The organism is Neisseria yangbaofengii, assembly GCF_014898075.1.
GTDB lineage: Bacteria > Pseudomonadota > Gammaproteobacteria > Burkholderiales > Neisseriaceae > Neisseria > Neisseria yangbaofengii.
In genome coordinates this window covers 589,707-603,705 of record NZ_CP062976.1, presented here as the reverse complement: position 1 = coordinate 603,705, position 13,999 = coordinate 589,707, and the positions used below count along the sequence as shown (strand labels likewise).

Below are 13,999 nucleotides of genomic sequence, written 5' to 3'. Positions count from 1 at the left end.
TGTACAGCTTTTGAGATGCTTACGGCAACACCGGTATTCCCGTGTGCGTGACCACTTCGGGAAGAAGCCCGCTGCTTACGGTGCGTTCGATAAGTCTGAACGACTTTGACCAACAGATTTGGGCAAGTCTGCCGATCTAATCTGAAAGCGGTTTTTTCTTTTTATGTTTATATTTTATGTATTTCCAAAACATAAAATGCATTAGCATAACCACAAGGATGGCTTTGATACCGTCAGAAAAAAAACGGTCGTCTCCCAGAAAATATTTCGCATCGATAATATAAAAGCTCAGAACGAAGTTTATGACGGTAACGATAAAACTGGAGGCGAAACATATAATGGCAAATATCTTCCAGTATCGCCTGCTGAGCCTCATCAGCAAGCGTAAATTCTTCTTATAATTTTCCCAAAATTTTTTCATATCGGCATCCTTTCCGATAATTTGTAAAAATTCCGTATCCTTCACAATATTTTTCAGGATACGGAATGACAATGGTCATTTAATAGCCAAACGATTTTTCACTTACAAATGAACCTAATTTGCCGCCTAAATATCCACCTACGGCACCACCGATATAACCACCCGCAGCCATACCGGCCGGACCGCCAATCGCACCTAATGCCATTCCGGTAAAGGTACCGGCTAATGCGCCCGCTCCCCCTCCGACAAATCCGCCTGTATCCTAAGCAATCGTTTTACCTAAGTCAAAACCGCCGGAAACCTGCTGTAAATCATTCATGCTCAATGTTTGCATATTAAATACTCCTAAATAGTTGAAAAAATAACAGCAAACGTTTTTATCTGTCTGCTGTTATATTGACACTGATAATCCGTATCAGTTTATTTTTTTTGATAACTATTTTATAAGCTTTATTAATAAATGAAAATACCACCCAAATACAATAAAAAACCGCCTAACAAAATTTTCAGGTTGATTTTTTTCGAGAACATAGGTGCCGTCGGACGGGTTCCCGTATCCGATATGCTCAGAGTCGGAGCAATCTTCAAAACCGTCCCGTACTTTCCGGACGGCCTTGTTCCTATCTGTTGCCCTATGTGCGGAAACATAAGAAAATAACTTATTTTTCAAACCATCCAAGCAAAGGAAACCTTCATGACCACCTTCCCTATCGCCCGCGTCGGCGACGTCTCTCTTGAAATCCAAGGCAAAATGGCCAACCGCCACGGTCTGATTGCCGGCGCAACCGGTACCGGTAAAACCGTGACCCTGCGCCGTATGGCCGAAGCCTTCAGCAGCCAAGGCGTGCCGGTGTTTTTGGTCGACGTAAAAGGCGATTTGTCAGGTATTTCCCAAGCCGGTGCCGCCAGCGGTAAGGTGGGAGAGCGCATTGCCGAATTCGGACTGGGCGAAAGCTGGCTGCAAAATTTCCCGGTGCGCTTTTGGGACGTATTCGGCGAAACCGGCATTCCCGTGCGCGTGACCGTATCTGAAATGGGGCCGATGCTGCTGGCGCGCTTGATGAATTTGAACGACACTCAAGAAGGCTTGCTGAATTTAGTGTTCAAAGTGGCTGACGACCGGGGCTGGCATATTTGGGATTTGAAAGACCTGCGCAGCATGTTGAAACACGTTTCCGACAACGCCGCCGAATACCGCACCCAATACGGCAACGTTTCCGCCGCCAGTATCGGCGCGATTCAGCGCCAATTATTGACCTTGGAAAACGAAGGTGCCGACGATTTCTTTGGGGAACCGGCGTTGAATTTGGCAGACTGGATGCAGTCCGAAAACGGCAAAGGCGTGATTAATATCCTGAATTCAGAAAGGCTGATGCGTTCACCGCGTATGTACAGCGCATTTTTGCTGTGGATGTTGGCCGAATTGTTTGAAATGCTGCCTGAAGTCGGCGACCCGGAAAAACCGAAATTCGTGATGTTTTTCGATGAAGCACATTTGATGTTCGACAACGCCGCTACTGCATTGTTGGAACAAGTCGAGCAAGTGGTGCGCCTGATTCGTTCCAAAGGCGTGGGCGTATATTTCGTGACGCAAAATCCGCTCGATTTGCCGGATACCATTCTCGGCCAATTGGGTAACCGCGTACAACACGCGCTGCGCGCCTTCACCCCGCGCGACCAAAAAGCCGTGCGCGCCGCTGCCGAAACTTTCCGCAGCAACCCGAATATCAAAGTCGCCGAAGCCATCGCCGAACTGGGCGTGGGCGAAGCCTTGGTATCCTTCTTAGACGAAAAAGGCATGCCCGCACCGGTGGAACGCGCGTATGTATTGCCGCCGCAATCCGCGTTGGCCCCATTATCCAAAGAAGAGCGCGATGCCTTGTATCAGCGCGATGATCTGTATCCGGCCTACAAAGACATGATCGACAACTATTCAGCTTTTGAAGCCTTAGCCGAACTGGACAGCGAGCAAGCTGCAGCCAAGCAAGCGCAAGAAGCCGCCAAAGCGCAGGCGCAGGCTGAAAAAGAAGCGTCCAAAGCCCAAGCCAATCAAAATCCGGGTTTGCTCGGCGGCTTTATCGGCGGCCTGACGGGCGGCCGTAAAAAATCCGGCCAAGGCGTAGGCTACAATGTGGCCGATGCCGTCGGCAGCCAAATCAACCGCCAAGTGACCAACGCCATTTCCCGCAGCGTGATGGGCATTATTAAAAATCTGTTGAAGTAATGCATACAATAAAGGCCGTCTGAACATTTCAGACGGCCTTTGTTCTTGATTTTTAAGAAATTATCAAACCAATTTTGCCAAATTATCCGCGGTATCCACATTGGCATAAGCAAACGCCAATGCCGACATATAGTATATTAAAATAAGAATTCCCAAATCAACACTGAATATTTAGAGTCCAAAATGTCATACTCAATAGAACTACGAGAAAAAGCATACCAATACTATCAGGCATGCAAAAATGCCAGCGAAGTTTGCAAAGCATACCAAATTGACCCAAAAACATTTCGAAGTTGGAGAAAACGCTATGAGCAAACCGGTTCATTTGAACATCAAGTCAAAGGTGGCAATGCAACCAAAGTCAATAAAAACCTGCTCATAAAATATGTTAAAGAACACCCTGATGCATACCAGCATGAAATTGCAGCTCATTTTGGGTGTACGCCGGCTAATATTTGTTATTTGTTCAAAGTATTGGGTATTACGCGTAAAAAAAGACCACGAGCTACAAAGAACAAAAACCAGAACAGGTAGCCACTTATCAACAAGCATTAAATCAATATGCTGATTATCAAGTTGTTTTCCTTGATGAAACAGGATTTGATACTTTTTACTACCGTCCTTATGCCTATTCACCAAAAGGGCTTCCAGTTAAAGCGCAAATCAGTGGTAAACGATACCAGCGCACATCACTGGTTGCAGCTCAAATCAAAGACCAAAGTAATCTAATTGCACCCATGATTTATTCAGGCACGATGGATAGTCGTTTATTTGAAGCATGGTTTGAAGGCGTATTGCTGCCTGAATTAACTGAACAATCTGTTATTGTGATGGATAATGCTCGCTTTCATCGGATGTCTGTTTTAGCAGAGATTTCAGAAAAAGAGGGGCATAAAATCTTAGCTCTTGCACCTTATTCGCCAGAGCTTAATCCGATTGAAAAAGCATGGGCGAACATTAAAAAGCATCTACGAAAAGTGCTGCCTGAAATAGGCAATTTTATGGCTGCATTAATGAGTAGTTTTTATTTTAATTAACTATATAAGCCGCATGCACATCAGCCGCAGCCACGGTTTTACCGCCGAATTCCAAATCGCATGTCGCGCACGCATCGTGGGCAACGTGGCATTGGTAGCCCAAATCTGCCGCTGCGCGGGTAGCGGCATCGATACACATATGACTCATCGCGCCGATGATCAGCAAGCGCTTAATGCCTTGTTCCTGCAATTGCGCGTGTAAATCGGCGGTAGCGCGGAAGCTGTTGATTTCATGTTTGGTAATCACCGTTTCGCCTTCTTTCGGCTCAAATAATGGATGGAACTGCACGCCTTCGCTGTTTTCCGCAAAAAACGGCGCATTATCGCCGGCAAATACATGGCGCACATGGAGCACAGGCAAGTTTTTGTCACGAAATATCTTCAACAGTTTCGCGCCCTGTTCCGCTGCCGCTTCGGTGCCGGCCAAAGGAAATTTGGCACCTTCAAAGCTCGGGAAATAATCGTTTTGGAAATCGACAATCAATAATGCGGTTTTCATGTTACGGCTCCTTGAGAGGTAAAAGATGGGAATCAAAACCGCAGTCTAGCCGTAATCAAATTAAGATAATAGCGCGTTTTGAATCAAAAAACAAAAGAATCGGGTCAACAATAACCCGATTCTTTTATTGAGGCCGTCTGAAAAGATGATTGGCTTTCAGACGGCCTCCATCACAATCCACTAATCAAATATCCACTTGGGCCGTATCGCCTTCCGCTTCCATCCACGCGCGGCGGCTGGCGGCTTCGCCTTTGCCCATCAGCTTTACGAAAATATCGTAGGTTTCGCCGCTGCTGCCTTCGGGAATCTGCACTTGCAACAGGCGGCGGGTGTCGGGGTGCATGGTGGTGTCTTTAAGCTGGTCGGGGTTCATCTCGCCCAAACCTTTGAAGCGGCTGATGGAATAGGCCGTTTCTTTCACATTTTCTTTTTGCAGGCGCTCTAAAATGCCGTCGAGCTCGGCTTGGTCGAGCGCGTAGAATTTTCGGGCAGGTTTGGATTTGCCTTGTGCATTCACGTCCACGCGGAACAACGGCGGCTGGGCAACATAAATATGGCCGTCTGAAACCAGTTTCGGGAAATGGCGGTAAAACAGGGTCAGCAGCAACACTTGAATATGCGAACCGTCCACATCGGCATCAGACAAAATGGCGATTTTGCCGTAGCGCAAGCCGCTTAAGTCGGGATTGTCGTTCACACCGTGCGGATCGACACCGATGGCCACGGAAATATCGTGGATTTCCGCATTGCCAAAAAGTTGGTCGGGATGCACTTCAAAGCTGTTCAACACTTTACCGCGCAAAGGCAAAATGGCTTGGGTAGCTTTGTCGCGCGCCAGTTTGGCCGAACCGCCGGCCGAGTCGCCTTCAACCAAAAACAACTCGTTTTCGCGCACATCTTCGCTTTCGCAGTCGGTAAGTTTACCCGGCAACACGGCCACGCCGCTGCCTTTTTTCTTCTCGATTTTTTTCACCGAACGCATACGCGCCTGCGCCTGTTTGATTGCCAACTCAGCGATTTTTTTACCCGCTTCGACGTTTTGGTTCAGCCACAATTCCAACGGGTCTCCCGATACGGCGGCCACCAACTTCAGCGCATCGCGGTTGGTGAGTTTGTCTTTGGTTTGGCCTTGGAATTGCGGATCGAGCACGCGCGCGCTCAATACAAAGGCGGCTTTATTGAACACGTCATCGCTTTGTACTTTCACACCGCGCGGCAATAAATTGTGCAGCGTGATGAAATTGTTGACGGCGTTGAACACGGCTTGCTTCAAACCGGCTTCGTGTGTGCCGCCCAACGGCGTCGGAATCAGATTGACATAGCTTTCATTGGCGCAAGTGCCTTCTTCCAGCCAAGTCAGCGCAAAGGCTGCGCCCTCACCCGCGGCAAAATCACTGTCGTGGCCGTCTGAAATATAGTTTTCGCTGGCAAACGGCGGCACTGCTTCCTGTGCTTCGCTGATTAAATCCATCAAATAGCTTTTCAAGCCGTCGGGGTAATGCCATGTTTGGGTTTGCGGTTCGGCTTCGCCTTTGACCGGACGTGTCAGCGACACGGTCACACCGGGCAGCAACACGGCTTTGGCACGTAATAAACGCTCTAATTCGGGAATGCTGTATTGCGGTGATTCGAAATATTTGCCGTCCGGCCACACGTGCACTTCGGTGCCGGAATCTTTGGCCGTGCATTTGCCGATTTCGCTTAACGGCTCAATCACGTCGCCGCCGGCAAACACGATGCGGTGGATTTTGCCTTCGCGTTTGACAGTCACTTCCAAACGTTTCGACAGCGCATTGGTCACCGACACGCCCACGCCGTGCAGGCCGCCTGAAAAGGCATAAGCACCGCCGTCTTTTTTATTGAACTTGCCGCCTGCGTGCAATTGGGTAAACACCAGCTCCACCACCGGCAAACCTTCCACCGGATGCATACCGGTCGGAATGCCGCGGCCGTTGTCGCGCACGGATAAAGAACCGTCGTCGTGTATCGTCACGCCGATTTGGCTGGCAAAACCGCCTAAAGCTTCGTCGGCAGCGTTATCGATGACTTCTTGGCAGATGTGGGTGGGGCTGTCGGTGCGGGTGTACATGCCCGGACGCTCTTTCACCGGTTCCAAGCCTTTTAAGACGGTAATACTGGATTCGCTGTATTGTGTTTTACTCATGTTTTGCTGCGCTGTCTATAATCGTTTGGGCAGTATTCTAACACAATGGCCGCCATTTCAGACGGCCTGCCAAGATTGTTTGCGATAAAATAAAAACGCTTTCAGACGGCCTGAAAGCGTTTGCTTCATTTCTCTTTTTGCTGCTGAATGCGTTGGGCGAATTCGCCGTAAGTTTCCACGCCGCGCACAAAGCGCGATAACTCAGTGAGCGCACCCAAATACACATCACGTTTGAAATCAATCACTTCATCCACCGGTGCCCAATAATCATGCCAACGCCATCCGTCAAACTCGGGATGGTGCGTGGCGCGCAGGTCGACATCGCTCTCGCGTCCGACCAAGCGCAGCAAATACCAAATCTGTTTCTGCCCGCGATATGAACCGCGCCATTCGCGGCGCACCCAGTGCGTCGGCACATCGTAACGCAGCCAGTCGCGCGTGCGGCCTAAAATTTTCACGTGTTGCGGCAACAGACCCACTTCTTCCAGCAATTCGCGGTACATCGCCGTTTCCGGACTTTCGCCCGGCTTGATGCCGCCTTGCGGAAACTGCCACGAATGCTCGCGCACACGTTTGCCCCAAAATACTTGATTCTTATCGTTCGTAAGGATAATACCGACATTGGGGCGATAGCCTTCTCTGTCTAACACGGTTCCGCCCTTTAAAAATTTAATCCGCCGATTTTCCCACAAATCATACGGTTTTGACAAATCAGCACAACATTTCCGAGGCCGTCTGAAAAATTTTATCGTTTGCGAAGAAACCCATAGCTGAAAACACCCGTAAAAGTATCATTTTACCGCTTTTAAACTATTGCAGTTGAAAGGTTTTTAACGTTTAATGCAAGCCTGCTGAATCAAGGGCGGCACGAGGTATCTAGCGCCTGCCGCCCCCACCACAGTTTCCCTTTTGTATGTGGTTTAAAGGTTAAATCCTTTGCCCACCGCTGCAATTTATTCCATTTCCCGACAAAAGGACTGTACACCATGAAAAAAACCTTCCTCACCGCCTGCATCACCCTGGCACTGGCGGCCTGCGGCGGCTCTGAAAAACCGGCTGAAACAACCGCGCCGCAAGCCAGCGAACCGCAACAAGCCGCCCCGCAATCCAGCAATCTGAATATCTACAACTGGTCTGACTATGTCGATCCGCAAACCTTGGCCGATTTTGAGAAAAACAACAACATCAAAGTCCGCTACGATTATTACGACAGCAACGAAGCCTTAGAGGCCAAAGTCTTGACCGGCAAATCCGGTTACGACTTGGTTGCTCCATCGATTGCCAATGTCGGCCGCCAAATCAAAGCCGGCGCGTATCGAGAAATCGACAAGAGCCAGATTTCCAACTACAACAACATCGACCCCGACCTGCTGTCTCTGATGGCCGGCGTCGACCCGGGCAACAAATATGCCGTGCCTTACTTCTGGGGCATCAACACCTTGGCGATTAACAAAGACTTGGTTGCCAAAGCCTTAGGCAGCGATGCTTTGCCTGAAAACGAATGGGATTTGGTATTCAACCCTGAATACACTGCCAAGCTGAAATCTTGCGGTATCAGCTACTTAGACAGCGCTATCGAACAAATGCCGCTGGCCTTGAACTACATCGGCAAAGACCCGAACAGCGAAAATGCCGATGACCTCAAAGCCGCCGTCGACATGATGAAAAAAGTGCGCGGTGACGTGAAACGATTCAGCTCGTCAGGCTACATCGATGATATGGCAAACGGTAACTTGTGCGTGGCCGTGGGTTACGGCGGCGACTTGAACATCGCCAAAAACCGCGCCATCGAAGCAAAAAACGGCGTGGACCTGCAAGTTTTGACTCCTAAGACCGGCGTGGGCATTTGGATCGATTCCTTCATGATTCCGCGTGACGCGCAAAACGTTGCCAATGCGCACAAATACATCAACTACACGCTCGATCCGCAAGTGGCGGCGAAAAACGGCACATTCGTGACCTACGCCCCTGCCAGCCAACCGGCGCGTAAACTGATGGATGCCAAACTTTCAGAAGACACGTCCATCTTCCCAACCAAAGAAGTGATGGACAAAAGCTTCGTGATTTCACCGAAATCACCTGAAACCAGCAAATTAAGCGTGCGTTTGTGGCAAGGTTTGAAAGCCGGTCAATAAGCTAATGCTTCATTAAAAAGGCCGTCTGAAACGGAGTGTTTCAGACGGCCTTTCATTTAACAGTAAAAAAATCAAACAATAGCAAACCTGGCTTTTATTTTATAGTGGATTCACTTTAAAATAGGACAAGGCGGTGAGCCGAAGACAGTATAGATAATACGGCTGGGCGAGCCAACGCCGTACTATTTTAAAGTGGATTCATTATACTTTCAGACGGCCTGTTGTTTACAAAACGGCCTTAATAATCAACAAACCCCAAAATGACGTCATTCCCGCGCAGGCGGGAATCTATTTTTGATGACAACAAACTTAGTTTCTTATCTTTTAAGATGGATTCCCGCCTGCACGGGAATAACGGCCGTTTTAGCGTTTTGGATGCTGATGCGGTTTCACCCCCACTCTTACATCGCACCGTAATTCGGCCCGCTTGCCCCTTCCGGACAAATCCACACGATATTCTGCGTCGGGTCTTTAATATCGCAAGTTTTGCAATGTACGCAATTGGAGGCATTGATTTGCAATTGCGGCGCACCGTTTTCTTCCACAATTTCATACACCGCCGCCGGGCAATAGCGCGTTTCCGGCGAAGCATATTCTTTGTGGTTGATGTCGATCATCACTTGCGGGTTTTTCAAGGTCAGATGGCCGGGCTGGTTTTCTTCGTGCGCGATATTGGCGAGAAATACGCTGCTCAAGCGGTCGAAAGTCAACACGCCGTCGGGTTTCGGATACGCAATCGGTTTGCACGCGGCGGCTTTTTTCAGTTGGTCGTGGTCTTTACCGTGGTGTTTGAAAGTAAACGGCAGCCGGCCTTTGAAAAACAATTGCTCCATACCGGTGTACATCACGCCGAACAGCAAACCCCATTGGAATGATGGGCGGACATTACGCGCGGCATACAGCTCGGTATGCGCCCAGCTTTGGTCGAACAAGGCGCGGTATTGCACCGCCTCTTTACCCTGCTCTACGCTTTCGGCTTCTTCCGAATTATCCAGAACCGGGAACACGGCTTCGGCGGCCAGCAAGCCCGATTTCATGGCGGTGTGAATGCCTTTGATGCGCGGCATGTTTAAGAAACCGGCTGCATCACCGATCAATGCGCCGCCTTTAAATGAGAGCTTCGGAATGCTTTGATAGCCGCCCTCAACCAAGGCGCGCGCACCGTATTCGATGCGGCGGCCGCCGGTAAAGGTATCGCGGATAGCCGGATGGGTTTTGAAGCGTTGAAACTCTTCAAACGGCGACAGATAAGGATTTTGGTAATCCAAGCCGACCACAAAACCGACGGCAACTTTATTGTCGTCTAAATGATAAAGGAATGAACCGCCGTAAGTTTTAGTATCAAGCGGCCAACCGCTGCTGTGCAATACCAGACCTTGTTGGTGTTTTTCCGGCGCGACTTCCCAAATTTCTTTGATGCCGATGCCGTAGGTTTGTGCATCGCTGTTTTTATCGAGACCGAAACGCTTGATGATTTGCTGGCTCAATGAGCCGCGACAGCCTTCGGCAAACAGGGTCTGCTGCGCCCGAAGTTCCATGCCCGGCTGAAAATTGCCGGTCGGCTCACCATCTTTGCCTACGCCCATGTTACCGGTGGCAATGCCCTTCACCGAACCGTCGGCATGATAGAGAATTTCCGAAGCGGCAAAGCCCGGGTAGATTTCCACGCCGAGCTCTTCCGCCTGCTCACCCAACCAGCGCACCAACTCGCCCAAGCTGATGATGTAGTTGCCGTGGTTGTCGAAATTGGGGGTAACCGGTAACGGAACGGCACGTTTTTCAGTCAGGAATAATACTTTGTCTTGGGTCACTTCCACGCGCAGCGGCGCGCCGCGCTCTTTCCAATCGGGCAGCAATTCCGATAAGGCAATCGGGTCAATCACCGCACCGGATAAGGTATGCGCACCCACTTCGGAAGCTTTTTCCACCACGCACACGCTGATTTCGCGGTCGGCTGCTTGGGCAAGCTGCTTGAGCTTTATGGCAGCCGACAAGCCTGCCGGGCCTGCGCCTACAATCACGACGTCGTATTGCATGCTGTCGCGTTCAATGGTTTCTATCATGGTTGGTTCCTGAATTTAAAATGTATATAGATTTTTATATATTATACAGCCATATCATATTGTTACCAAACACTACAAGGCCGTCTGAAAACATGGAATGTTTTTCAGACGGCCTTGTCTTGTTACTTTACCAAGCCATTATTTTTTCATGGCGTCGGTCATGACTTTGACGTTATAGCGGTACATGCCGACATAAGTATTGGCAGGCGCACTGCCCAAAGCATCGGAATACAACTGGCCGCTGACTTTCACGCCGGTTTCCTTGGCTATGCGGTCAATCATGCGCGTGTCTTTGATGTTTTCAGTGAACACGGCTTTAATGCCTTCACGTTTGATTTGGCGGATAATCGAAGCCACAGCTTTGGCTGATGGTTCTGCCGCGCTGCTCACGCCTTGCGGGGCAATGAAACTGATATTATAGCGTTTGGCCATGTAGGCAAATGCGTCATGGCCGGTCAACACTTTACGCTTGTCTACCGGCACGCTGTTAATGGCGGCTTGGGTGTCGCTGTGTAATTTTTCCAGTTGGTTTTGATACGCAGTCAAACGTTGCTCGTAATAGGCTTTGCCGGCAGGGTCGGCTTTAACCAGTGCATCGGATACGTTTTTCGCATACATCACCATCAACACAGGGTCGGTCCAAACATGTGGGTCGAATTCACCGTGGTCGTGGTGGTGATGGCCTTCGCCTTCATCATGATGATGGTGATGGCCGCCTTCCGGTGCTTTCAAAGGTTGAATGCCTTTTGCCGCTTCGGCAAAAGGCACTTTGCTCTGCTGCACGGCGCGGCGCACATCGGCACCTTCCAAGCCCAAGCCGTTCAACAATACCAATTTCGCCGTGCGGATTTTTTTCACGTCACCGCTGGTCATATGATAAGCATGCGAATCTTGGTTAGGACCCACCAGATTGGTCACCGCCACACGCTCGCCGCCGACCTGCTTGGCCACATCACCCAAAATGCTGAAGCTGCTCACCACCGGCAAAGGCGCCGCATAAGCCGCACCGGACAACAACGCCGTAATGATGCCCAATTTCCATTGTTTCATGTTTTATTCCTTTTGATATAACGTAACATTTCAGCCATTTTAAAACAGCCTGCCCGGTTAGGCAAGCAGGCCGTCTGAAAATTTAACCGGCTTTATGACGACGGCGTTTCAACCATTTGATGACCACACCGCCTTCCCGGCCGAACACCACCGAGAATACATACAGCACGCCGCAGCACAAAATAATCGCCGGCCCCGACGGAATTTCAATGTGATAAGAAAACAGCAAGCCGGCAAAACCGCACAGCAGCGCAATCAAAGCCGCCATCGAAATCATCATGCCCATGCTTTTCGCCCACAAACGCGCAGTAATCGCTGGCAGCATCATCAGGCCGACAGACATCAATGTACCGAGTGCTTGGAAACCGGCGACCATGTTCATCACCACCAGCACCAAAAACAGCACATGCCAAAAACCGCCCTTGCCGTTAACCGCCTTTAAAAACAGCGGATCAATGCTTTCCAACACCAGCGGACGGTAAATCACTGCCAACGACAGCGCGGTAACCGAAGCGGCTGCCGCAATCAGCGTCAAAGCGGCCACATCCACCGCCAACACCGAGCCGAACAGCAAATGCAGCAAATCGACGCTGTTGCCGTTTTTGCTCACCAACACTACACCAATGGCCAAACTGGTTAAGTAAAAAGCAGCGAAGTTGGCATCTTCTTTCAAGGTAGTAAAACGGCTCACCAATCCGGCCAGCAAGGCCATCAACAAACCGGCCACGAAGCCGCCGATGCTCATTGCAGGCAGGCTTAATCCGGCAAACATATAGCCGATGGCTGCACCGGGCAATACGGCATGGCCCAAGGCATCGCCGACCAAACTCATGCGGCGCATCACCAAAAACACGCCCACCGGTGCGGCGCTCAAGGCCAAACAGAAAATCGATGCCAGCGCATAGCGCATGAAATCGAATTCAACAAAAGGCCCGATGAACAATTCTTGAAAATTCATGATGGATTTCTGTGATAGGCCGTCTGAACATCATCTGATACTTTCAGACGGCCTGAATATTGAGATATGGTTTCAAACGTTTCATTCATTTATTTGAGGCCGTCTGAAACATTACGCCGCGCACCAATCGGCCCGTTCTTGCTGCTGCATGGCGGCATTGGCTTGCAGCAGATATTGGCCGGTCAGCACGTTTTCCGTGGCACCGGCGGCGATTTTTTCCCGCGCAATCAGCAGAGTTTCAGGAAAATACGCACGCACCTGCTCATAATCGTGTAACACCGCAATCACTGCCTGGCCGCTTTGATGGCAGCGGCGCAACACGTCGAGCAAAGCATAAGTGGTACGCGCATCGATGTGGTTAAACGGCTCGTCCAGCAGCAAAAATTTGGCGTTTTGCGCCAACATACGGGCAAACAATACACGCTGGAATTGGCCGTTGGACAAATGCGCGATGCTGCGCCGGGCAAATTCGTGCATTTCCACACGCTCGAGCGCTTCATACACCCGTTTGCACTGCGCCGCTTTCATACGGCCGAAAAAGCCGATTTCATACCACAAACCCATCGCCGCCAATTCAAATACAGTCATCGGCTGTGTTCGGTCAACTTCGGCCTGCTGCGGCAGATAGGCGATGTCTTTACGCTGCAAACCCGCCCACTGCACCGTGCCGGTTTCCGCTTTTTCCAAACCCATCACTGCTTTCAACAGCGTAGACTTGCCCGCGCCGTTAGGGCCGAAAACCGCCCACATGCCGTTATCGGGAAATTCCATCGACACATGATGCACCGCCGGACGGCGTTGGTAGCTGACGGTTAAGTTATCGACGACAATGCTCATGTGCCGACCGCCCAAAAATAAATGCCCCACAGCGCGCCGAGTGCGGCCAGCGCAATCAACAGCCGTTGGAACAATCCGGTTAATAAAATCGAATTCATGGCCAAACCAATGTTTTCAGACGACCTCTGACAGGCCGTCCGAATAAATAGAAAGTTGTTAATGATACTGTATAACATTATGCTTGTAAATCTGATTCTTCCGCTACAAATCACTACATAATTTGGGTTAAAATATGCCCTTTCACGCCAGACATCCGAAAGCACGCATCATGTCCGCCCCCTTACTCAACGAAAAATTAAACACCGAGACCGCCCGCATCGCATGGGCAGAATTACAGCCCCATTTCGCCCGCGGTGCGGCGGTGTATGTCGCACCCGGTTTAGATTTGATTGAAATCGCCCGTTACGTTGCCGACGATGCCGCCGCCAAGCTGCGGCCCTTGATGGCAGACGGCAAATTTGGCGTGGTCAGAGAAGACCAAGCGCGTGCGTTTTATGCCGATAATCAGGAAATGTGGGCAGTGGTAGTCGCGCCTTGGGTGTTGGTGCAGCCTGTGGTTGAGGCCGTCTGAACGTATTGTTTTCGAGATTTTCTTAACTTTTTTCAATTGG

General features: G+C 50.1%; 12 protein-coding genes and 1 pseudogene. 4 read left to right on the top strand and 9 right to left on the bottom strand.

Annotation, left to right across the window (positions count from 1 at the left end; translation table 11 throughout):
• Positions 1 to 136: 136 nt before the first annotated feature.
• The gene (locus H4O27_RS02985) at positions 137 to 421 is read right to left on the bottom strand and encodes a hypothetical protein (protein WP_165009531.1); all 285 of its coding nucleotides are present in this window, start codon (positions 419 to 421) and stop codon (positions 137 to 139) included.
• Between the two features lie 79 nt (positions 422 to 500).
• Complete coding sequence (locus tag H4O27_RS13305) at positions 501 to 626, bottom strand: hypothetical protein (RefSeq protein WP_255525190.1); 126 nt, start codon at positions 624 to 626, stop codon at positions 501 to 503.
• Positions 627 to 1,115: 489 nt separating this feature from the next.
• Here H4O27_RS13305 and H4O27_RS02980 point away from each other — a divergent pair, with 489 nt between their 5' ends.
• The gene (locus H4O27_RS02980) at positions 1,116 to 2,645 is read left to right on the top strand and encodes a helicase HerA-like domain-containing protein (RefSeq protein WP_165009533.1); all 1,530 of its coding nucleotides are present in this window, start codon (positions 1,116 to 1,118) and stop codon (positions 2,643 to 2,645) included.
• A 183-nt stretch (positions 2,646 to 2,828) separates the two neighbouring features.
• Positions 2,829 to 3,682 (top strand): annotated as a pseudogene (locus H4O27_RS12925) (IS630 family transposase).
• Here H4O27_RS12925 and H4O27_RS02965 read toward each other — a convergent pair.
• The 3 genes from H4O27_RS02965 to H4O27_RS02955 all read right to left on the bottom strand — a co-directional run bounded on the left by H4O27_RS02965 (position 3,675) and on the right by H4O27_RS02955 (position 6,995).
• Positions 3,675 to 4,181 (bottom strand): cysteine hydrolase family protein, encoded by a 507-nt coding sequence (locus H4O27_RS02965; RefSeq protein ID WP_165008388.1) that lies wholly within the window; start codon positions 4,179 to 4,181, stop codon positions 3,675 to 3,677. The pseudogene H4O27_RS12925 and the gene H4O27_RS02965 overlap by 8 nt on opposite strands.
• A 184-nt stretch (positions 4,182 to 4,365) precedes the next feature.
• Positions 4,366 to 6,345, bottom strand: coding sequence for a DNA topoisomerase IV subunit B (gene parE / locus H4O27_RS02960; RefSeq protein WP_165008390.1), 1,980 nt, complete (start codon positions 6,343 to 6,345; stop codon positions 4,366 to 4,368).
• Positions 6,346 to 6,470: 125 nt separating this feature from the next.
• A complete protein-coding gene (locus H4O27_RS02955; protein ID WP_165008391.1) occupies positions 6,471 to 6,995 on the bottom strand; it encodes an RNA pyrophosphohydrolase in 525 nt (174 codons plus the stop codon).
• Between the two features lie 336 nt (positions 6,996 to 7,331).
• On the opposite strand from H4O27_RS02955, the gene H4O27_RS02950 reads away from it, so the two are divergent.
• Positions 7,332 to 8,480, top strand: a complete 1,149-nt coding sequence (locus H4O27_RS02950; protein WP_165008392.1) for a polyamine ABC transporter substrate-binding protein — start codon at positions 7,332 to 7,334, stop codon at positions 8,478 to 8,480.
• 401 nt (positions 8,481 to 8,881) lie between these two features.
• On the opposite strand, the gene H4O27_RS02945 is transcribed toward H4O27_RS02950, so the two are convergent.
• From H4O27_RS02945 to H4O27_RS02930, 4 genes are all read right to left on the bottom strand, one after another.
• Complete coding sequence (locus H4O27_RS02945) at positions 8,882 to 10,543, bottom strand: electron transfer flavoprotein-ubiquinone oxidoreductase (RefSeq protein ID WP_165008393.1); 1,662 nt, start codon at positions 10,541 to 10,543, stop codon at positions 8,882 to 8,884.
• Positions 10,544 to 10,681: 138 nt separating this feature from the next.
• Positions 10,682 to 11,593, bottom strand: a complete 912-nt coding sequence (locus H4O27_RS02940) for a metal ABC transporter solute-binding protein, Zn/Mn family (RefSeq protein ID WP_165008394.1) — start codon at positions 11,591 to 11,593, stop codon at positions 10,682 to 10,684.
• 82 nt (positions 11,594 to 11,675) lie between these two features.
• Positions 11,676 to 12,551 (bottom strand): metal ABC transporter permease, encoded by an 876-nt coding sequence (locus H4O27_RS02935; RefSeq protein ID WP_165008395.1) that lies wholly within the window; start codon positions 12,549 to 12,551, stop codon positions 11,676 to 11,678.
• A gap of 111 nt (positions 12,552 to 12,662) precedes the next feature.
• Positions 12,663 to 13,388, bottom strand: coding sequence for a metal ABC transporter ATP-binding protein (locus H4O27_RS02930; RefSeq protein WP_193004325.1), 726 nt, complete (start codon positions 13,386 to 13,388; stop codon positions 12,663 to 12,665).
• A gap of 268 nt (positions 13,389 to 13,656) precedes the next feature.
• Between H4O27_RS02930 and H4O27_RS02920 the strand changes: the two genes are divergently transcribed.
• On the top strand, positions 13,657 to 13,959 hold the full coding sequence (locus H4O27_RS02920) for a DUF2288 domain-containing protein (protein WP_165008397.1): 303 nt from the start codon (positions 13,657 to 13,659) through the stop codon (positions 13,957 to 13,959).
• Positions 13,960 to 13,999: the final 40 nt, after the last annotated feature.